General features: G+C 55.2%; 2 protein-coding genes. Both read right to left on the bottom strand.

Features of this window, described 5'->3' with window-relative positions; genetic code table 11:
- Nucleotides 1–232: 232 nt before the first annotated feature.
- On the bottom strand, nt 233–376 hold the full coding sequence (locus NST94_RS15120) for a hypothetical protein (RefSeq protein WP_248549767.1): 144 nt from the start codon (nt 374–376) through the stop codon (nt 233–235).
- Between the two features lie 324 nt (nt 377–700).
- A complete protein-coding gene (locus NST94_RS15115; RefSeq protein ID WP_339281038.1) occupies nt 701–24,670 on the bottom strand; it encodes a non-ribosomal peptide synthase/polyketide synthase in 23,970 nt (7,989 codons plus the stop codon).
- Between the last annotated feature and the right edge of the window lie 49 nt (nt 24,671–24,719).

Below are 24,719 nucleotides of genomic sequence, written 5' to 3'. Positions count from 1 at the left end.
TAAATGACAATTATTCTCGCAAATGACGCGCTTGACCAAATGACCGTCGCATCTTTTTTAGAAAATTCACGAGTTGCTACACGCAAGACGACATCAGCTATGGAACGAGTATTCTTTTTTTGATCACGATTCGGATGCATGATTTCAATGTCCGTATTATCTCGGCAAACTTTTTCCCAATTCTCAACGACGATTGACCGAGTAAAGTCAAGGATATTGGGCTTGATTTCTCTCAAAGAACATTGAGTAGTAGAATGCCATCTTTCGGATTTCTGACGATATAACCTGCTGTAGATACAGTACAAGGTATAAAACCATCGGCATCAAGGTACGCATCTTCGTAGAAACTTACCACTTCGGAGCGGCTTGACATCATACATCTGATTTCTAATAGTCTTTATAGGTTTACTTGCAGACCAACGTCGGCGTTTGCCCGGCAACAGGAATTCTAGTTTCAGTTTCCAGATCAACTAACGTAAGGGCAGTGTGTTGATTTCGGCCTTACTGACCGCCTAAAGCTTCGGACTCGAATTCTCTCGGTCATTTGCTTCAAATGCCTATCCATCTCTGAAACTAGAATTCTGCAACCAAACAGAGTCAGTTGAATGTGTACCTAACCCTCAATCAGCGCAGGAACTCGATCAAACTTTACCCACTCGTCGCTTGTTACCGAACATTCACCATAATAAAACAGACACTGCTATTCAAAATTAATAAATTCGAATAATTCGTCTTCGTCTTCTTCTTTTTCATGTTGAAAGATCTCCATTTTTATTTCTTTAATGCACACAGAAGAATCGGTTGCTGTTACTTTAATGAGTTCACAAAAGCTTTGAAGCAGTCTCGTCGTTGTCTCATGATCGAACAAATCCCGGCTATATTCCAAAGATAATTGAAGTTCTTGTTCTATTTCGACAACATTCATCGTTAGATCCATCTTCGTTGTCGAGATATCTTGTTTAACGGGATGAACCTCAATACCTGCTAAATAGAGAATCGATTGTTCCATATTCTGCAGCACCAGAATCGTGTCAAACAGCGGGTTGCGGCTAATATCACGGCGCACGTTCAGCTTGTCCACCAGTTCCTCGAACGGGTAGTCCTGATGTTCAAACGCCATTAGCGTTCGCTCCTTCACCTCGCGCACGAAGTCGATAAACCGCTTGTCCCCGGACGGAGCGTTGCGCAGCGCCAGCGTGTTCACGAACATCCCGATCATCGGCTCCGTGTCCGCATGCGTTCTCCCCGACACCGGCGTACCGACCACGATATCGGTCTGCCTCGTATACTTGTGCAGCCAGACATTGTAGGCTGCAAGCAGTACCATGTACAGCGTTGCTCCGGTCTCTGTTGCAATCTGCTTGAGTGCATGGACAGTCTGAGCGCTCACCAAGGTTTGCACTCGACCGCCCTCGCTGCTTGGCACCGCCGGACGTACCCGGTCGGTCGGCAGCTCCAGCACCGGTGCTTCCTCTGCAAAGGCGGACAGCCAGTACGCCTCATGCGCTTGCATCCGCTCGACCCCGAGTGTGCCCTGCTGCCAGACCGCGTAGTCCTTGTACTGAATCTGCAGCGCCGGCAGCTCCTCGCCGGCATACGCCGTCATGAAGTCTGACACCAGAATGTTCATCGATACACCGTCCGACACAATATGATGCATGTCCCACAGCAGCCAATAGCGGTCTTCCGCTAAATGCAGTAGCTCGGCGCGTAGCAGAGGCGCCTGGTCGAGTGCAAATGGACGCACGAAGTTTCGTGTCAACGCCCGCGCATACGCTTCATTCGTATCCCGGTAAACCCATTCCAACGACACTTCTTCGTGTACCTGTTGTCTCGGTTCGCTGTCTACCCACGTGAACGAGGTTCGCAGCGATTCGTGACGGGCGATGACTGAGCGAATTGCTTGTTTCAGCCGATCCGCATCCACCTTCCCTACCAGTTCTACAACGCCCGGCATGTTGTAGCGCGTGCTCTCCGGCCCCATCTCATGCAGGACATACAACCGCCGCTGTGCCGACGACAGCGCATACGATGCCTGCGGCGCCGCAGGCTCAATCCGGCCGTAGTCGCAATGCTCCACGCTGCGCACATATTCCGCTAATGCTTTCACCGTTGGACGCGCGAACAGCTCTCGGAGTGGCAACTCCACCGACAACTTCTGATGGATGCGCGACACCAGCGTCACGGCTTTCAGCGAATGACCGCCGCGTTCGAAGAACGAATCCCCGATGCCTACTGCGCCCGTACCCAGCACCTCCACGAACAGTGCTGCCAATTGCGCCTCCAGCTCATCCCGCGGCGTTTCATAGGCTTCTATGCCTGCTTTTAAATCTGGTTCAGGCAACGCCTTACGGTCTATCTTGCCGTTGTTGTTCAGAGGCAGCTTCTCCAACGCCACGAAGTGCGACGGAATCATGTACTCCGGCAACAGTGCCGCCAAATACGTACGTAATTCCGGAACGGGAACAGCTTCGTCGCTCACGACATACGCGCACAAGTACGCCTGCCCTCGCTCCTTTTCGCGGGCAATAACCACCGCTTTGCAGATGTCTGCGTGCGCCATGAGCCGCGCCTCGATCTCCCCGCATTCGATCCGGTAGCCGCGAATCTTCACCTGATGGTCGATCCGGCCCAAGTACTCAATGTTACCGTCCGGTAACCATCTCGCCAAATCCCCGGTCCGATACATCTTCGTACCCGTCTCAAATGGGTTATCCACGAACTTCTCCGCCGTCAGCTCTGGACGGTTCCAGTAACCACGTGCCAAGCCATCGCCCGCGATACACAGTTCACCTGCGACGCCGATCGGCTGCAATTGCCAGTTGTCGCTCACAATGTACAGTTGTGTATTATCGATCGGTTTACCGATAGGTACAACCGGTTCCATAAAGGAGGTCATGCAGTCAAAATATGCAACCTCTACCGTTGCTTCTGTTGGCCCGTAAAGGTTGTGTAGCGTCGCTTCGTGACCCTCGGTTAACTTGTAGAAGCCCGCGACGTGCTGCGGCTTTAACGCTTCGCCGCTTGCAAATACCCGGCGTAAGCTGCTAAGCTTCTCTGTTTTAAACGCTTGCCCAGCATACTCCAGGAAGACGCTCAGCATCGACGGCACAAAGTGCATTGCCGTCACGCGATACCGCTCAATTGTTTCAGCTAGCACAGCGGGATCTTTCTCTCCCTGTGGTGGAAGCATGCAGACTCGGGCCCCTGTCATTCCCCATAGAAATAGCTCCCATACGGAAACATCGAACGTGATCGGCGTCTTCTGCAGAATGATGTCCTGTTCCCCAATCGGGTAGCGCTTTTGCATCCATTGCAGGCGGTTGATGACCGAGCGATGCTCAATCATGACCCCTTTCGGGTTGCCTGTTGTACCCGAGGTATAAATTACATACGCCAAACGCCGGGAGTCTATCGTTAGCGGCGGATTGGCCTCGAGTTGCGCTTGTCCCCTCTCCGTCAACTCGAGCACCGAACCCTCGAATCCACATGGATCCAGGCCCGGCTGAATCAGAAGCACCTCCGCGCCGCTGTCCGTCAGCATATACCGGATACGCTCGGCAGGCAGTGCCGGATCGATCGGCAAGTAGGCTCCGCCAGCCTTCAGGATGGCGTAAAGCCCTACCATCAGCTCCAGCGAGCGTTCCGCCAGGATGGCCACGATGCGATCCGGTCCCACACCCTGTTCGCGCAGCGTCCAAGCCAGCTGATTGGCCCGCGCATTCAGCTCCGCATAAGTCAGTTGCTTATCCTCGTACACGACCGCCACCGCGTTCGGTGTCTTCTCAACTTGGGCCTCGAACAGCCCATGGATCGTCGCTTCCCGTGGATACGCTGCCGCCGTGTTGTTAAACGCGTAGAGCAGCAACTGCTTCTCCTCTGCCGTAACGAGCGATATCGAAGCAATCGGCCGCTGCGCGTCCTCTAGAATTTGCCGCGCGATTTCTTTGATATGCCCCTCCATGCACTGGATGAACAACGGGTCGTAAACCTTGGCGTTGTAACGGAATGTCATCGACAACGCTTCGCCAGGCGCCAATACTATTGTCATGTCATAGTTCGTCTGCTCAAATACACCTACGTCACGGATCGCAAACGCCGCTTCATCCGTCTCGCCCGCTTGCCCAATCGCTTCGGCAATCGGGTAGTTCTCGAATACCAAAACATGGTCGATCAAGCCCGTCTTCAGTGGGCTCAGCCCTTGAATCTCGTACAATGGATAATGGCTGTGTGATTCCGACGCCAAAGCCGCATCCTGCACCTGCTGCAGCAGCGCCGTTACACGCTGGTCCTCCGTACAGTTAATCCGAACCGGCGTCGTATTGATAAACAGACCGATCATCCGCTCAATACCCGCTACCTCCGATGGTCTGCCCGATACGACCGTCCCGAATACCACATCCTCGCTTTGGTTGTACTTCTGCAGCAGCAGCCCCCAGATCGCCTGAATCACTGTATTCAGCGTCACTTGTGTCTGGCGCGCCAACTGCTCCAACTGCCGGGTCATCCCTCGATCCAGATGGAACGCGTACTCCCGCTGCTCGAATCCCGCATGCCCTACTTTCCCCGTGCTTCTTGGCACACTCGCCTGTTGCTCGTAGTTCGCCAAGTACTGGCTCCAATACTGGCGCGCCTCTTCCCGGTCTTGCTTGTTCAGCCATGCCATGTAACGGCTAAATGGATTCACTGGCTCCAACTCAATCGTCCGATTCGTCTGCAACCCGCGATAAATCGCCAGGAGTTCCTGCATCAGAATGCTCGTACACCAGCCGTCCATGAGGATGTGATGGAAGCTCCAGATCACATGCTGACATCTGTCCTGCCCATTGACGATCGTCACGCGCATCAGCGCATCTTCACTTAGATCGAAGCCGCTTTGCCGGTCTTCTCGCTTGATTTGTTCAAGATCTCCCTGATCTCTTACGCGCAGATCGACTGGCCGCTCCTGCAACACAAGCTGCATCGGCCGCCTAACCTGCTCGTTCACGAATGCCGTGCGCAGCATTTCATGCCGTGCCGTTAAACGCCCCAAGCTCTCCTCGAATATCGTAGCGTCGAGCGTCCCTTCGATCCGGAACGTAAACTGCTCGAAATAGGCCGTCGTATCCGGGTCAAGCTGGGCGTGATACAGCATGCCTTCCTGCATTGGTGACAACGGATAGATGTCTTGCACCTTGTAGCCGTAGGCTTGCTGCAAACAGCTCGCTTCCTGCGGCTCCAAATCTACCAAACGGAAATCGCTCACAGTCTTTTCGCTGTACGCCTGTCCGATACAGTGAGCAATCAGCCTGCGAAGCGCTTCTGTATAACGTGCCATCCAGCGTTCTACCGTTTCCTTCCGGTACACCTCCGCCGCATAGTCACATGTTAAAACGAGCTCCCCGCCGATCACCATTCCGTTCACGCTCAGCTTGTAATCTCTTGGACGGTTCGGGTCGATACTACGACCAGTCCCGTACGACGACGATTCAAATACGCTGGTGGACACATCCCGGTCGAACTGTCCCAAGTAGTTGAAGCAGATCTCCGGACGAAGGTCGAACTTCAACTCCTGCTTGTGCTCCGCTGCCGTCAAATATTTCAGCAATCCATACCCTAGTCCTTTTTTCGGAACGCTACGAAGCTCTTCTTTCACCGTCTTAATACTGTCGGTCAGATCCCCGGACGCGCTCAGATCAAGCAGCGTCGGCACGATCGTCGTAAACCAGCCGACCGTGCGGCTGACATCCACCGGTTCCCCGATATCTTCCCGGCCATGTCCTTCCAGATCCACGATAAACCGACGCTCGCCGGTCCATTCCTGTAGTGCAAGGCCTAACCCCGTCAGCAGGATATCGTTGATTTCCGTATAGTACGCCCGGTTGGCCTGGTTCAATAGCTGCGTCGTCTCTTCCCGCGACAGCTTGATCGTCACCGCTCCGCCGGTTTCATCGGCTTCCCCGACCCCTTCGTCTATCGGCAATGCCGTAACCGCTGTCTGCTCGATCCACTTCCAATATGCGATTTCCCGCAGCAGCTCCTCGCTGTCCGCATAGCGCGCCAGCGCCTTCGACCAAGTCTGGAACGCGTCCGTCTTCTCCGGAAAGCGGATCATTTCGCCTCGCTGCGCCTGCTCATAGCCGGTCTGCAAATCTTCGAACAGGATGCGCCATGACACTCCGTCCACTACTAAATGGTGGATGACGATGAGCAGGTGATCGCCCTCGCCGGTCTTCATCAGCCCAAGACGCAGCAGTGGCCCCTGCTCCAGGTGCAGCCCCCGCTGCAGGCGATAGGCTTCCGCCGCGATCCGCTCTTCCACGGCTGATTCGCCGCGTAAGTCGATCACGTCCATGCCAAAATTTGACTTGACAAGCCCGCCGTTCCACTGTACGAGACCCTGTTCTTCTATCCGATAGCTCATCCGTAGCGCATCATGATGCGCTACGATCCGTTCAAACACGCGCTGCAGGACGCTTTCGTCGAATCCGTCCCGACGATGCAGCATGACCGCCTGGTTATAATGATGCGGTAGCGGTGACGACTGTTCGAACAACCAATGCTGGATCGGAGTTAGCGGTACTTCGCCTTCTACCGGATGCTGATCGATTTGCCGTGCCAGCGTCTGCACATGCGGGCTCAGCTTCATGATCGTCGGATAACGGAACAGATCACGGATCGCCAATTGCAACTGATGTTGCCGCAGCCGTGCGGCAATCTGAACGGCCTTGATCGAATCTCCACCCAGCTCGAAGAAGGAATCCTGAACGCCAATCCGTTTGACGTTCAGAACATCTTGCCAAACCGATGCCATCAAGGCTTCTTCCGTTGTCCGCGGGGCTTCATACCCATGCAAACTTGCCTCCCGATCCGGCACTGGCAGCGCCTTGCGATCTACCTTGCCGCTAGAATTCAGCGGCAGACGATCCAGCGCCACAAAATACGACGGGATCATGTAGTCTGGCAGCTGTGCCGACAAATGCGCACGTAGCTCCGGAACAGAAATAACTTCACCGCTCACGATATACGCGCACAAGTACGCCTGCCCTTGCTCTTCTTCACGGGCAATGACTACCGTTTCGCGGATGTCTGCATGCGCCATGAGCCGCGCCTCGATCTCCCCGCATTCGATCCGGTAACCGCGAATTTTCACCTGGTGGTCGACCCGGCCCAAGTACTCGATGTTGCCGTCCGGCAGCCATCTCGCCAAATCCCCGGTCCGATACATCCTCGTACCCGGCTCAAAGGGGTTGTCTACGAACTTCTCTGCCGTCAGCTCCGGCCGGTTCCAGTAACCACGTGCTAAGCCATCACCCGCGATACACAGCTCACCTATAACGCCGATCGGCTGCAATTGCATATTTTCGTTTACAATAAATAATCTTGTATTCGGAATTGGGCTGCCAATCGGAATAATGCTTGGAACCTCTTTCCACTCCTTAGGAGGGGGCGCTAGCCATACTGAAGCGCATACCGTTGATTCGGTTGGACCATATTCATTCACATATTGAACATGTCTGCTCCATTGATTAACTAAATCATGTGGAGCTTCTGAACCTCCGGTAATAAGAATTCGCAAGGATGGCAATTGCTCGGGCGGTAAATGTCTCGCATACAACGGCGGCAGCGTAACGATAGTCGCCTTATATTCATTCATCCATTGAACAAAACAATTTGGATCCAAAATATCTTCCTGGTTGGGTATGCACAGTGTCCCGCCTGTAAGCAAAGCCATACAAATTTCCGATACGGAAGCATCAAACGAAAAACTAGCAAACTGTACAATACGATCTCCAAGACCCATTTCCATTTCGTTCGCATACAACAGAATTAAACTTGCGATACCCTGATGGGGGACCATAACTCCCTTTGGCCTTCCTGTAGATCCCGATGTATAAATGACGTATGCCAACTGGCTAGAAACGCTGTTAATTGGCAAATTGGCAGTAGATTGAACATAAAGGGCTTCATTCTCTAGATCCAGTACATCGATATCAATGGAAATGTTAGTTGTACCAGAATGGGTCGCTAACCATCGCGCTCCACTGTCTTCAAGAATATACCGGATACGCTCAGCTGGTAGCGATGAATCGATTGGCACGTATGCCCCGCCGGCTTTCAGGATACCCAGCACCCCGACAATCATCTCCACAGAGCGATCCATCAGGACCGCCACGATGCAATCCTGGCCCACACCCTGCTCGCGCAGTGTCCAAGCCAGCTGATTCGCCCGCGCATTCAGCTCCGCATAAGTCAGCTGCTGGTCCTCGTACACAACCGCCACCGCGTTTGGTGTCTTCTCGACTTGGGCCTCGAACAGCCTGTGGATCGTCGCTTCTCGCGGATAGTCCGCTGCTGTATCGTTGAACGCGTGCAACTGCTTCTTCTCCTCTGGTGTTACCAGTTGTAGAGAAGCTATGCTTGCGTCCGTTCGTTCGGTAATTTGAGTCAACAGTTGTACAAAGTGAGACAATAGACGCTCAATCGTAGACGCATTGAACAAGGCTCGACTGTATTCCAGTGACATGTGAAGGCCTTGATTGACTTCCACGACGTTTAGCGTCAAATCAAACTTCGTCACCGGATGGTTCAGTTCGACCGGGCGAACCTCAATGTCCGCTAGGCTAAAGCGTGTCTGCTCCATATTTTGCAATATTAGCATCGTGTCGAACAGTGGGTTACGGCTTCTATCGCGGCGCACGTTCAGCTTCTCCACCAGTTCCTCGAACGGGTAGTCTTGGTGTTCAAACGCTGCCAGCGTCCGCACCTTCACCTCGCGCACGAAGTCAATAAACCGCTTCTCCCCGGACGGGGCGTTGCGCAGCGCCAGCGTGTTCACGAACATCCCGATCATCGGCTCCGTGTCCGCATGTGTGCGCCCCGACACCGGCGTACCGACCACAATGTCGCTCTGCCCCGTGTACTTGTGTAACCACACGTTATAGGCTGCAAGCAGTACCATGTACAGCGTTGATCCGGTCTTCGTTGCGACTTTCTTCAGCCCTTCGGCCACGTCCGCGCTAATCTCCGCATGAACGCGTCCGCCCTCGCTGCTTGGCACCGCCGGACGCGTATGGTTGGTCGGCAGCTCCAGCACCGGCGCTTCCTCCGCAAAGGCGGACAGCCAGTACGCCTCATGCGCTTCCATCTGCTCAACCTCGAGCGTGCCTTGTTGCCAGACCGCATAGTCCTTGTACTGAATCCGCAGCGGCGGCAGCTCCTCGCCGGCATATGCCGTCATGAAGTCCGACAGCAAGATGTTCATCGATACGCCGTCCGACACAATATGATGCATGTCCCACAGCAGCCAATGGCGGTCCTCCGCTAGACGCAGCAGCTCGGCGCGTAGCAGGGGTGCTTGGTCAAGTGCGAACGGACGCACGAAGTTCCGTGTCAACGCCCGCGCATGCGCTTCATCTGTATCTTGGTAAACCCATTCCAACGACACGTCTTCGTGTATCTGTTGTCTCGGTTCACCGTCTATCCATGTAAACGAAGTGCGCAGCGATTCGTGACGGGTGATGACCGAGCGAATCGCTTGCTCCAGCCGATCCGCGTCCACCTTCCCTGTCAGTTCCACGACGCCCGGCATGTTGTAGCGCGTGCTCTCCGGCTCCAGCTCATGCAGTACATACAACCGCCGCTGCGCTGACGACAGCGCGTACGACGCCTGCGCCGCCGTCGGCTCAATCCAGCCGTAGTCACTTGGATCTACGCTTCGCACATATTCCGCCAACGCCTTCACCGTCGGTCGCGCGAACAACTCCCGCAGCGGCAACTCCACCGCCAGCTGCTGATGGATGCGCGACACCAGCGTCACGGCTTTCAGCGAATGACCGCCGCGCTCGAAGAACGAGTCGCCGATGCCGAACGAGCCCGTGCCCAGCACCTCCGCGAACAGCTCCGCCAATTGCGCCTCCAGCTCATCTCGAGGCGCTTCATAAACCTCTAGACCTATATTTAAATCTGGTGCCGGCAACTCCTTGCGGTTTACCTTGCCGTTGCTGTTCAGCGGAATGTTCTTCAATTGTACGAAATAGGACGGAATCATGTACTCCGGCAGCTGTGCCGCCAAATGCGCACATAGCTCCGGAACGGGAATAGCTTCGTCGCTCACGATATACGCGCATAAATACGTCTGCCCTTGCTCCTCTTCACGGGCAATAACCACTGCTTCGCGGATGTGCTCTTGCGTCATGAGCCGCGTTTCGATCTCCCCGCATTCGATCCGGTAGCCGCGGATCTTCACCTGATGATCAATCCGGCCCAAGTACTCGAGGTTGCCGTCCGGCAGCCATCTCGCCAAATCACCGGTCCGGTACATCCGTGTACCTGGTTCAAAAGGATTGTCCACGAACTTCTCCGCCGTCAGTTCCGGCCGGTTCCAGTAACCACGGGCTAAGCCATCGCCAGCGATACACAGCTCACCTGCAACACCGATCGGCTGCAACTGCCAGTTGTCGCTCAAAATATACAGCTGTGTATTGGCGATCGGACCCCCGATGCTCACCGTCTGATCATTGGTTACTTCCCGCATCGCGGACCAAATCGTCGTCTCGGTCGGACCGTACATATTAAACAGCGCGGCCTTCGATTTGCTTTGCAGCACCGCCAGCAGATCGTCCGTCCAAGCCTCTCCTCCAATCAACATTTCCGTGACGCTTTCCAGCCACCCATCGTTGCCTGCAGACAGCAGCATCTTCAACCGGGAAGGCGTCATCTGCACCACGTCGATATGCTGGCGCTCGATCAGCGCCGCCAGCTGCTGAGGCTCCTTCTGCTGCTCTTCATTCGCTGCCACGACCCGCATACCTTGCGTCAACGCAAGCAGTGTTTCCACCACCGAGATGTCGAACGACAGCGTGGTCGCAAATAACATCGACTTCGCTGGGGCGAACGGAATCGCTTGCCTCATCCCTGCGATAAAGTTCACCACCGAGCGGTGCTCGATCATGACTCCTTTCGGGTTCCCTGTTGTGCCCGAGGTATAGATCATATAGGCCAAATCGCTCGACGTTGCATTAAGCGCGAGGTTTGCTTCTGACGGTGCTTGCCCGGCTTCCACCAGATCCAGCACCGTGCCTTCGAATCCGCACGGATCCAGGCCCGGCTGAATTAGTAGCATCGCTGCGCCGCTGTCCGTTAGCATATACCGGATACGTTCGGCAGGCAGCGACGGATCGATTGGCAAGTACGCCCCACCGGCCTTCAGGATGCCAATTACCCCTACCATCAGCTCCAGCGAGCGTTCCGTCAGGATGGCCACGATGCGATCCGGACCCACACCCTGTTCGCGTAGCGTCCAAGCCAGCTGATTGGCCCGCGCATTCAGCTCCGCATAAGTCAGCTGCCGGTCTTCGTACACAACCGCCACCGCGTTCGGTGTCTTCTCAACTTGGGCCTCGAACAGCCCATGGATCGTCGCTTCACGCGGATAATCTGCTACCGTGTCGTTGAATGCGTAGAGCAGCAACTGTTTCTCCTCTGGCGTTATAAGTTGCAGAGAAGCTATGCTTGCGTCCGTTCGTTCGGTAATTTGAGTCAACAGTTGTACAAAGTGAGACAATAGACGCTCAACCGTAGACGCATTGAACAAGGCGCGACTGTATTCCAGTGTCATATGGAGACTTTGATTGACTTCTACGATGTTTAGCGTCAAGTCGAATTTCGTCACCGGATGGCTCAGCTCGACCGGACGAACGTCAACGTCTGCCAGATCAAAGCTTACCTGCTCCATATTTTGCAATATCAGCATCGTGTCGAACAACGGGTTGCGGCTCCTATCCCGGCGCACGTTCAGCTTCTCTACCAGTTCCTCGAACGGGTAGTCCTGGTGTTCAAACGCTGCCAGTGTCCGCGCCTTCACCTCGTGCACGAAGTCGATAAATCGCTTGTCCCCGGATGGAGCGTTGCGCAGCGCCAGCGTGTTCACGAACATCCCGATCATCGGCTCCGTGTCCGCATGTGTGCGCCCCGACACCGGCGTACCCACCACGATGTCGCTCTGCCCCGTGTACTTGTGTAGCCACACGTTGTAGGCTGCAAGCAGCACCATGTACAGCGTCGATCCCGCCTCTGCCGCGATTCGTTTAAGGGCCTCTGCAGTCTTGGCGCTCACTTCGGTGTATACCTTTCCGCCCTCGCTGCTTGGCACCGCCGGACGCACTCGGTCGGTCGGCAACTCCAGCACCGGCGCTTCCTCCGCATAGGCGGACAGCCAGTACGCCTCATGCGCTTCCATCCGCTCAACCTCGAGCGTGCCTTGCTGCCAGACTGCATAATCCTTGTACTGAATCCGCAGCGGCGGCAGCTCCTCGCCGGCATACGCCGTCATGAAGTCCGACACCAGAATGCTCATGGATACGCCGTCCGACACAATATGGTGCATGTCCCACAGCAGCCAATGGCGGTCCTCCGCTAGACGCAGCAGCCCGGCGCGCAGTAGCGGTGGTGCTTGGTCAAGTGCGAACGGACGCACGAAGTCCCGTGTCAACGCCCGCGCATGCGCTTCATCTGTATCTTGGTAAACCCATTCCAACGACACGTCTTCGTGTATCTGTTGTCTCGGTTCACCGTCTATCCATGTAAACGAAGTGCGCAGCGATTCGTGACGGGTGATGACCGAGCGAATCGCTTGCTCCAGTCGACCCGCATCTACCTTCCCTGCCAGTTCCACGACGCCCGGCATGTTGTAGCGCGTGCTCTCCGGCTCCAGCTCATGCAGCACATACAACCGCCGCTGCGCAGACGACAGCGCATACGATGCCTGTGGCTCTGCCGGCTCAATCCGGCCGTAGTTGCTATAATCCATGCTGCGCACATATTCCGCCAACGCCTTCACCGTCGGTCGCGCGAACAGCTCCCGCAGCGGCAACTCCACCGCCAACTGCTGATGGATGCGCGACACCAGCGTCACGGCCTTTAGCGAATGACCACCGCGCTCGAAGAACGAGTCGCCGATGCCAATCGCGCCCCCGCTCAGCACCTCCGCGAACAGCGTCGCCAATTGCATCTCCAGCGCATCCCGCGGCGCTTCATAGGCTTCGGTGTAAGCCTCCCGATCTGGTGCCGGCAGCGCTTTACGGTCTACCTTGCCATTGTTGTTCAGTGGCAGCTTCTCCAGCTCCATGAAGTGCGACGGAATCATGTACTCCGGCAGCTGTGCCGCCAAATGCACACGTAGCTCCGGAACGGGAATAGCTTCACCGCTCACGATATACGCGCACAAGTACGCCTGCCCTTGCTCCTCTTCCCGGGCAATAACCACAGCTTCGCAGATGTCAGCATGCGTCATGAGCCGCGCCTCGATCTCTCCGCACTCGATCCGGTAGCCGCGAATTTTCACCTGATGGTCGATCCGACCTAAGTACTCGAGGTTGCCGTCTGGTAACCATCTCGCCAAATCCCCGGTTCGGTACATCCGCGTACCCGGCTCAAAAGGGTTGTCCACGAACTTCTCTGCCGTCAGCTCTGGCCGATTTAGGTAACCGTACGCCACACCGTCACCACTTACGTACAACTCGCCCGCAGCCCCAATCGGCTGCAGCTGCTGCCATTCGTTGAGAATATAGGTTCGCAGCGTCGGAATCGGCTTGCCGATGTTGCTGATGCCGCTTGCGATCTCCGCCTCTCCAAGCTTTTTGTACGTCACATGCACCGTCGTTTCCGTGATCCCGTACATGTTGATCAAATCCGTATTCGGATACTTCCGGCTCCATTCCCGTAATCGGCCCGGCGCCAGCGCTTCTCCGCCAAAAATGACGACTCGTACGCTCAGTGCCGCGTCCGGTTCCTGCATTTCCCGTTGTGACAACGCATAAAACGCACTCGGTGTCTGGTTCAACACCGTCACCCGCTCTTGCCGCAGCAGCCACACCATCTGCTCCGGATCCCTCGCCGTCATCATCGGCACGACGACCAGCTTGCCTCCGTAGAGCAGCGCTCCGTACATTTCCCATACCGAGAAGTCGAAGCAATACGAGTGAAATAATGTCCACACATCTCGTTCGTTGAAATCGAACGCCAAGCGGTCGTTGAACAACAGCCGCACAACATTCCGGTGTGCGATCATCGTTCCTTTCGGCTTTCCGGTCGTCCCCGAGGTATAGATCACGTACGCCAAATCCGCCGGCTTCGCCCCCTGCGGCGGGTTCTCTGCTTGTGCCTGTGCTGTTTCGTCGACATATACCCGGCATCCCGTAAACGCAAGCGATGGCATCCGAAACTCGACGTCACGGGTCGTTACCAGCCACTCCGCCCCGCTGTCTGCCAGCGTATAGGCAATTCGCTCGGCCGGATAATCTGGATCGATCGGCAAGTACGCCCCGCCGGCTTTCAGGATACCCAGTACCCCGACGATCATCTCCACAGAGCGATCTATCAGGACCGCCACGATGCGATCCGGTCCCACACCCTGCTCGCGCAGCGTCCAAGCCAGCTGATTCGCCCGCCTGTTCAGCTCCGCATAGGTCAGCTGCCGATTCTCATACACGACCGCCACCGCATTCGGCGTCTTTTCGACTTGCGCCTCGAACAGCTCATGGATCGTCGCTTCCCGTGGATAGTCCGCCGCCGTGTCATTGAACGCGTGCAACTGCTGCTTCTCCTCCAGCGTTACGAGTTGCAAAGAAGCTATGCTTGCGTCCGTTCGTTCGGTAATTTGAGTCAACAGTTGTACAAAGTGAGACGATAAACGCTCAACCGTAGACGCATTGAACAAGGCTCGACTGTATTCCAGTGACATGTGAAGGCCTTGATTGACTTCCACGACGTTTAGCGTCAAATCAAACTTCGTCACTGGATGGCTCAGCTCGACCGAACGAACGTCAACGTTCGCCAGACTAAAGCGCGCCTGCTCCATGTTCTGTAACACTAGCATCGTATCGAACAACGGGTTTCGGCTCCTATCGCGGCGCACGCTCAGCTTCTCCACTAGTTCCTCGAACGGATAGTCCTGGTGTTCAAACGCCGTCAGCGTCCGCGCCTTCACCTCGCGCACGAAGTCAATAAACTGCTTGTCCCCGGACGGAGCGTTGCGCAGCGCCAGCGTGTTCACGAACATCCCGATCATTGGCTCCGTGTCCGCATGCGTTCTCCCCGACACCGGCGTACCCACCACAATGTCGGTCTGCCCCGTGTACTTGTGTAGCCACACGTTATAGGCTGCAAGCAGCACCATGTACAGCGTCGATCCCGTCTCTGCCGCGATTCGTTTAAGGGCCTCTGCAGTCTTGGCGCTCACCGAGGTGTATACCTTTCCGCCCTCGCTACTTGGTACCGCCGGACGCGTATGGTCGGTCGGCAGCTCCAGCACCGGTGCTTCCTCCGTAAAGACGGACAGCCAGTACGCCTCATGCGCTTCCATCCGCTCAACCTCGAGCGTGCCTTGCTGCCAGACCGCGTAATCTTTGTACTGAATCCGCAGCGGCGGCAGCTCCTCGCCGGCATATGCCGTCATGAAGTCCGACAGCAAGATGTTCATCGATACGCCGTCCGACACAATATGATGCATGTCCCACAGCAGCCAATGGCGGTCCTCCGCTAGACGCAGCAGCTCGGCGCGCAGTAGCGGCGCCTGGTCAAGTGCGAACGGACGCACGAAGTTTCTTGTCAACGCCCGTGCTTGACCCTCATCCGCATCCCGGTAAACCCATCCCAACGACACGTCTTCGTGTACCTGTTGTCTCGGTTCGCCGTCTACCCATGTGAACGACGTGCGAAGCGATTCATGACGGGCGATGACCGAGCGAATCGCTTGCTCCAGCCGATCCGCGTCCACCTTCCCTACCAGTTCCACGATGCCCGGCATGTTGTAACGCGTGCTCTCCGGCTCCAGCTCATGCAGCACATACAACCGCCGCTGCGCCGACGACAGCGCATACGATGCCTGTGGCTCTGCCGGCTCAATCCGGCCGTAGTCGCTAGGATCCATGCTGCGCACATATTCCGCCAACGCCTTTACCGTCGGTCGAGCGAACAGCTCCCGCAGAGGCAACTCCACCGCCAGCTGCTGATGAATGCGCGACACCAGCGTCACAGCCTTCAGCGAATGACCACCGCGCTCGAAGAATGAATCCCCGATGCCGATCGCACTCCCGCCCAGTGCCTCCGCGAACAGCTCCGCCAATTGCGCTTCCAGCCCATCCCGTGGCGCTTCATAGGCTTCGGTGTAAGCCTCCCGATCCGGCGCAGGCAGCGCTTTGCGATCCAGCTTACCGTTTACTGTAAGCGGTAGTTTCTCAAGCGCGACGAAATAGGACGGAATCATGTAGTCCGGCAGCTGTACGCCCAGATGCGCACGTAGCTCCGGAATCGGAACAGCTTCGTCGCTCACGACATACGCGCACAAGTACTGCCCTTGCTCCTCTTCACGGGCAATGACTACTGCTTTGCGGATGTCTGCGTGCGCCATGAGACGCGTCTCGATCTCCCCGCACTCGATCCGGTAGCCGCGGATCTTCACCTGGTGGTCGATCCGGCCCAAGTACTCGATGTTACCGTCCGGCAGCCATCTCGCCAAATCCCCGGTCCGGTACATCCGCGTACCCGGCTCGAACGGGTTGTCCACGAACTTTTCCTCCGTCAGCTCCGGACGGTTCAGGTAGCCGCGCGCCACACCCTCACCGGCAATGCACAATTCACCCGCAGCCCCGATCGGCTGTAAACTTCCAAAGTAATCGACAATAAATACTTGTTGATTGTCCATCGGATGACCGATCGGCACCGTATCCATTTCCGGTATCAGTAACTCTGGTTTGACCTCATACAAAGTGGAATCCACTGTACATTCTGTGGGTCCATATACATTTAGCAATTGCACCTGTTCGCCGAATGTTTTCCAAAAAAATTGTACAGTTTGAACAGTCAGTGCTTCTCCACCCACAATAATCTGCTTTACCCGAAGCGCCTGTCCAAATCTTGATCCACTATAGCTCAATAGAGAAAGGTAAGTAGGTGTTGCATCCGTGATATCGATCTCATTCTTCCAAAAGAAAGACAATAACCCTTCTCGGTCCAACTTCAAGTGTTCTGGAACGATGTGAAGCGTTTTACCGAATAAAAGTGCCCCGTAAATCGGTTTAACCGACATATCGAAAATAAAAGGAGCAAGCTGTGCCATATTCCGATATTCCGGATTAGCCTCGTAAATGGGATTAAACAAACTCAGCGTGAAATTGATCACGCTTCTGTGCTCGATCATCACTCCTTTTGGGTTTCCCGTAGTGCCTGACGTATAAATGACGTACGCCAAGTGATTCGGCTGTATAACCGTAGGCAAATTCGATTCCAAACGCTCTTTGTCGCCGGTATTATCAAAGTCTAGAACCGTTCCTCTAAATCCACCCATCTTCAAACTTGGACGAGCTAGCAATATGTCCGCACCGCTGTCTACCAACATATACTGAATCCGTTCGCTCGGATAAGCAGGATCAATTGGCAAGTACGCCCCGCCGGCCTTCAATATGGCCATCATTCCCACTATGGTCTCAATCGAACGTTCCGTTAGGATCGCTACGATGCGATCCGGCCCAACCCCGTGATTCCGCAGCGTCCAAGCCAGCTGATTCGCCCGCGCATTCAACTCCGCATAAGTCAGCTCTCGGTCCTCGTATACAACCGCAACTGCGTTCGGTGTCTTCTCAACCTGCGTCTCGAACAGCCCGTGAATCGTCGCTTCCCGCGGATACGCTGCCGCCGTTTTGTTGAATGTATAGAGCAGCAATTGCTTCTCCTCCGGCGTTACCAGTTGCAAAGTAGCTATGCTTGCGTCCGTTCGTTCGGTAATTTGAGTCAACAGTTGTACAAAGTGAGACAATTGCCGCTTAACCGTAGACGCATTGAACAAGGCTCGACTATATTCCAGCGTCATGTGAAGACTTTGATTGACTTCTACGACGTTTAGCGTCAAGTCGAATTTCGTAACCGGATGGCTCAGCTCGACCGGACGAATGTCAACGTCCGCCAGATCAAAGCTTACCTGCTCCATATTTTGCAATATTAGCATCGTGTCAAACAGCGGGTTTCGGCTCCTATCGCGGCGCACGGTCAGCTTCTCCACCAGTTCTTCGAACGGATAGTCCTGATGTTCAAACGCTGCCAGCGTCCGCGCCTTCACCTCGTGCACGAAGTCGATAAACCGCTTATCCCCGGACGGGGCGTTGCGGAGCGCTAGCGTGTTCACGAACATCCCGATCATCGGCTCCGTATCCGCATGTGTGCGCCCCGACACCGGCGTACCCACCACAATGTCGGTCTGCCCCGTGTACTTGTGCAGCCACACGTTATAGGCTGCAAGCAGCACCATGTATAGCGTCGATCCCGTCTCTGCCGCGATTCGTTTAAGGGCCTCTGCAGTCTTGGCGCTCACCGAGGTGTATACCTGACCGCCCTCGCTGCTTGGCACCGCCGGACGCGTATGGTCGGTCGGCAGCTCCAGCACCGGTGCTTCCTCCGTAAAGACGGACAGCCAGTACGCCTCATGCGCTTCCATCCGCTCAACCTCGAGCGTGCCTTGCTGCCAAACCGCGTAATCTTTGTACTGAATCCGCAGCGGCGGCAGCTCCTCGCCGGCATATGCCGTCATGAAGTCCGACAGCAGGATGTTCATCGATACGCCGTCCGACACAATATGATGCATGTCCCACAGCAGCCAATAACGGTCCTCCGCTAGACGCAGCAGCTCGGCGCGTAGCAGCGGTGCTTGGTCAAGTGCGAACGGACGCACGAAGTTCCGTGTCAACGCCCGTGCTTGACCCTCATCCGCATCCCGGTAAACCCATTCCAACGACACGTCTTCGTGTATCTGTTGTCTCGGTTCGCCGTCTACCCACGTGAACGAGGTGCGCAGCGATTCGTGACGGGTGATGACTGAGCGAATCGCTTGCTCCAGCCGATCCGCGTCCACCTTCCCTGCCAGTTCCACGACGCCCGGCATGTTGTAGCGCGTGCTTTCCGGCTCCAGCTCATGCAGCACATACAACCGCCGCTGCGCCGACGACAGCGCATACGATGCCTGTGGCTCTGCCGGCTCAATCCGACCGTAGTCGCTAGGATCCATGCTGCGCACATATTCCGCCAACGCCTTCACCGTCGGTCGCGCGAACAACTCCCGTAGCGGCAACTCCACCGCCAACTGCTGATGGATGCGCGACACCAGCGTCACGGCTTTCAGCGAATGACCACCGCGCTCGAAGAACGAGTCGCCGATGCCAATCGCGCCCCCGCTCAGCACCTCCGCGAACAACGTCGTCAATTGCGCCTCCAGTGCATCCCGCGGCGCTTCATAGGCTTCAGTGAAAGCCTCCCGATCCGGCGCAGGCAGCGCTTTGCGGTTTACCTTGCCGTTGTTGTTCAGCGGAATGTTCTCCAATTGTACAAAATAGGACGGGATCATGTACTCCGGCAGCTGTACGGCCAATTGCATTCGTAGTTCCATAACCGGAACAGTCTCATCGCTCACGATATACGCGCACAAGTGCGCCTGCCCCTTTTCCTCTTCCCGGGCAATGACTACCGCTTCGCAGATGTCTGCGTGCGTCATGAGCCGCGCCTCGATCTCCCCGCATTCGATCCGGTAGCCGCGGATCTTCACCTGATGGTCAATCCGGCCCAAGTATTCGAGGTTGCCGTCCGGCAGCCATCTTGCCAAATCACCGGTCCGGTACATCCGTGTACCTGGTTCAAAAGGATTGTCCACGAACTTCTCCGCCGTCAGTTCCGGCCGGTTCCAGTAACCACGGGCTAAGCCATCGCCAGCGATACACAGCTCACCTGCAACACCGATCGGCTGCAACTGCCAGTTGTCGCTCAAAATATACAGCTGTGTATTGGCGATCGGACCCCCGATGCTCACCGTCTGATCATTGGTTACTTCCCGCATCGCGGACCAAATCGTCGTCTCGGTCGGACCGTACATATTAAACAGCGCGGCCTTCGATTTGCTTTGCAGCACCGCCAGCAGATCGTCCGTCCAAGCCTCTCCTCCAATCAACATTTCCGTGACGCTTTCCAGCCACCCATCGTTGCCTGCAGACAGCAGCATCTTCAACCGGGAAGGCGTCATCTGCACCACGTCGATATGCTGGCGCTCGATCAGCGCCGCCAGCTGCTGAGGCTCCTTCTGCTGCTCTTCATTCGCTGCCACGACCCGCATGCCTTGCGTCAACGCCAGCAGTGTTTCCACCACCGAGATGTCGAACGACAGCGTGGTCGCAAATAACATCGACTTCGCTGGGGCGAACGGAATCGCTTGCCTCATCCCTGCGATAAAGTTCACCACCGAGCGGTGCTCGATCATGACTCCTTTCGGGTTCCCTGTTGTGCCCGAGGTATAGATCATATAGGCCAAATCGCTCGACGTTGCATTAAGCGCGAGGTTTGCTTCTGACGGTGCTTGCCCGGCTTCCACCAGATCCAGCACCGTGCCTTCGAATCCGCACGGATCCAGGCCCGGCTGAATTAGTAGCATCGCTGCGCCGCTGTCCGTTAGCATATACCGGATACGTTCGGCAGGCAGCGACGGATCGATCGGCAAGTAGGCTCCGCCTGCTTTCAGGATGCCGAGTACCCCTACCATCAGCTCCAGCGAGCGTTCCGTCAGGATGGCCACGATGCGATCCGGACCCACACCCTGTTCGCGTAGCGTCCAAGCCAGCTGATTGGCCCGCGCATTCAGCTCCGCATAAGTCAGCTGCCGGTCTTCGTACACGACCGCCACCGCGTTCGGTGTTTTCTCGACTTGGGCCTCGAATAGCTCATGGATCGTCGCTTCCCGTGGATAGTCCGCCGCCGTGTCATTGAACGTGTGCAACTGCTGCTTCTCCTCCGGCGTTACGAGTTGCAAAGAAGCTATGCTTGCGTCCGTTCGTTCGGTAATTTGAGTCAACAGTTGTACAAAGTGAGACAATAGACGCTCAACCGTAGACGCATTGAACAAGGCGCGACTGTATTCCAGTGTCATATGGAGACTTTGATTGACTTCTACGATGTTTAGCGTCAAGTCGAATTTCGTCACCGGATGGCTCAGCTCGACCGGACGAACGTCAACGTCTGCCAGATCAAAGCTTACCTGCTCCATATTTTGCAATATCAGCATCGTGTCGAACAACGGGTTGCGGCTCCTATCCCGGCGCACGTTCAGCTTCTCTACCAGTTCCTCGAACGGGTAGTCCTGGTGTTCAAACGCTGCCAGTGTCCGCGCCTTCACCTCGTGCACGAAGTCGATAAATCGCTTGTCCCCGGATGGAGCGTTGCGCAGCGCCAGCGTGTTCACGAACATCCCGATCATCGGCTCCGTGTCCGCATGTGTGCGCCCCGACACCGGCGTACCCACCACGATGTCGCTCTGCCCCGTGTACTTGTGTAGCCACACGTTATAGGCTGCAAGCAGTACCATGTAAAGCGTCGATCCCGTCTTCGCTGCGACTTTCTTCAGCCCTTCGGCCACGTCAGCGTTAAGCTCCGCATGAACACGTCCGCCCTCGCTGCTTGGTACCGCAGGACGCACTCGGTCGGTCGGCAGCTCCAGCACCGGTGCTTCCTCCGTAAAGGCGGACAGCCAGTACGCCTCGTGCGCTTCCATCCGCTCGGCCTCGAGCGTGCCTTGCTGCCAGACTGCATAATCCTTGTACTGAATCCGCAGTGGCGGCAGCTCCGCGCCGGCATACGCCGTCATGAAGTCCGACAGCAGGATGTTCATCGATACGCCGTCCGACACAATATGATGCATGTCCCACAGCAGCCAATGGCGGTCCTCCGCTAGACGCAGCAGCCCAGCGCGCAGTAGCGGCGCTTGGTCAAGTGCGAACGGACGCACGAAGTCCCGTGTCAACGCCCGCGCATGCTCTTCATGCGTATCTTGGTAAACCCATTCCAACGACACGTCTTCGTGTATCTGTTGTCTCGGTTCGCCGTCTACCCATGTGAACGACGTGCGAAGCGATTCATGACGGGTAATGACTGAACGAATCGCTTGCTCCAGCCGATCCGCGTCCACCTTCTCTACCAGTTCCACGACGCCCGGCATGTTGTAGCGCGTGCTCTCTGGCTCCAGCTCATGCAGCACATACAACCGCCGCTGCGCCGACGACAGCGCATACGATGCCTGTGGCACTGCCGGCTCAATCCGGCCGTAGTCGCTAGGATCCATGCTGCGCACATATTCCGCCAACGCCTTTACCGTCGGTCGCGCGAACAGCTCCCGCAGCGGCAACTCCACCGCCAGCTGCTGATGAATGCGCGACACCAACGTTACGGCCTTCAGCGAATGACCGCCGCGCTCGAAAAACGAGTCGCCGATGCTGAACGAGCCCGTGCCCAGCACCTCTGCGAACAGCTCCGCCAATTGCGCTTCCAGCCCATCCCGTGGCGCTTCATAGGCTTCGGTGTAAGCCTCCCGATCCGGCGCAGGCAGCGCTTTGCGATCCAGCTTACCGTTTACTGTAAGCGGTAGTTTCTCAAGCGCGACGAAATAGGACGGAATCATGTAGTCCGGCAGCTGTACGCCCAGATGCGCACGTAGCTCCGGAACGGGAACAGCTTCACCGCTCACGATATACGCGCACAAGTACGCCTGCCCCTTTTCCTCTTCACGGGCAATGACTACCGCTTCGCGGATGTCTGCGTGCGCCATGAGACGCGTCTCGATCTCCCCGCACTCGATCCGGTAGCCGCGGATCTTCACCTGGTGGTCGATCCGGCCCAAGTACTCGATGTTACCGTCCGGCAGCCATCTCGCCAAATCCCCGGTCCGGTACATCCGCGTACCCGGCTCGAACGGGTTGTCCACGAACTTTTCCTCCGTCAGCTCCGGACGGTTCAGGTAGCCGCGCGCCACACCCTCACCGGCAATGCACAATTCACCCGCAGCCCCGATCGGCTGTAAACTTCCAAAGTAATCGACAATAAATACTTGTTGATTGTCCATCGGATGACCGATCGGCACCGTATCCATTTCCGGTATCAGTAACTCTGGTTTGACCTCATACAAAGTGGAATCCACTGTACATTCTGTGGGTCCATATACATTTAGCAATTGCACCTGTTCGCCGAATGTTTTCCAAAAAAATTGTACAGTTTGAACAGTCAGTGCTTCTCCACCCACAATAATCTGCTTTACCCGAAGCGCCTGTCCAAATCTTGATCCACTATAGCTCAATAGAGAAAGGTAAGTAGGTGTTGCATCCGTGATATCGATCTCATTCTTCCAAAAGAAAGACAATAACCCTTCTCGGTCCAACTTCAAGTGTTCTGGAACGATGTGAAGCGTTTTACCGAATAAAAGTGCCCCGTAAATCGGTTTAACCGACATATCGAAAATAAAAGGAGCAAGCTGTGCCATATTCCGGTATTCCGGATTAGCCTCGTAAATGGGATTAAACAAACTCAGCGTGAAATTGATCACGCTTCTGTGCTCGATCATCACTCCTTTTGGGTTTCCCGTAGTGCCTGACGTATAAATGACGTACGCCAAGTGATTCGACTGTATAACCGTAGGCAAATTCGATTCCAAACGCTCTTTGTCGCCGGCATTATCAAAGTCTAGAACCGTTCCTCTAAATCCACCCATCTTCAAACTTGGACGAGCTAGCAATATGTCCGCACCGCTGTCTACCAACATATACTGAATCCGTTCGCTCGGATAAGCAGGATCAATTGGCAAGTACGCCCCGCCGGCCTTCAATATGGCCATCATTCCCACTATGGTCTCAATCGAACGTTCCGTTAGGATCGCTACGATGCGATCCGGCCCAACCCCGTGATTCCGCAGCGTCCAAGCCAGCTGATTCGCCCGCGCATTCAACTCCGCATAAGTCAGCTGTCGGTCCTCGTATATAATCGCAACTGCGTTCGGTGTCTTCTCAACCTGCGTCTCGAACAGCCCGTGAATCGTCGCTTCCCGCGGATAGTCCACAGCCTTGTCATTGAATGCGTGCAAAAACTGTTTTTCCTCCTGTGAAATAACCTCGACTTGTTCGAGCGGCACATCCCTGTAATCTATAATACGCTCCAAAAAATCTGATAATTGTTTGCAAAACCGCAGCAAGCTTGCTTCAGTATATCGATTTAGTTTGTAGTTAATGTTGATAAACAATCGATTGTCTTCTTTTGAGAACGACATTAAGGTTTCACACTCAGAATTATTAAGATCGACCATTTGATGAATTTCCTTGTATAAAATCGCTGTTTTAAGTCGCAATCGTTCATGATGAGTTAAAGGCAATCCATTTTTATCCGCAATATGTTTATGTGGAAATAGCTGAAACTTAACCGCATTTATTACGCATTCACGTACCTCTAGCAAGATATCCCTAAATGTTCTTCCTGGTTCTATATGTAATCTAATTGGCAGTAGATCTATTACGGCTCCCTCGTTATCTTTTCTTTTAAGCGGGGGCATACCTACTATAATATCCGGATTATTCAGGTGTTTTGACAAAAATATGGATATAACTGACAAAAGGACGACGAAAATTGCTTGTTCCGATCCTTTAGTCATAACTTTTATTTCTTCTGTAATCTTAGGAGATAGAGCGAATTTTAATTCCCCTCTGCAACCCTCTTCATGGCCGTTTCTCGTTTCCAGAAGGTGAGTAAGAACAGGAGGATTACTGAGCGCTTGCAACCAATACTCTATTGCTTCTGCAAACTCTTCATTCGTTAGCAGCAATCGTTGCGTCAAAAAATCTGCCATGCTCACCATACGCTCCTTTGAGTTAAATGTTAAGAGAAAATAATGACAG

This window comes from Paenibacillus sp. FSL H8-0282 (genome assembly GCF_037963825.1).
In the GTDB taxonomy this organism is placed as follows: Bacteria; Bacillota; Bacilli; order Paenibacillales; family Paenibacillaceae; genus Paenibacillus_AQ; species Paenibacillus_AQ odorifer.
The sequence above is the reverse complement of the archived record's forward strand: the minus strand, read 5'-3'. Positions and strand labels throughout refer to the sequence as shown.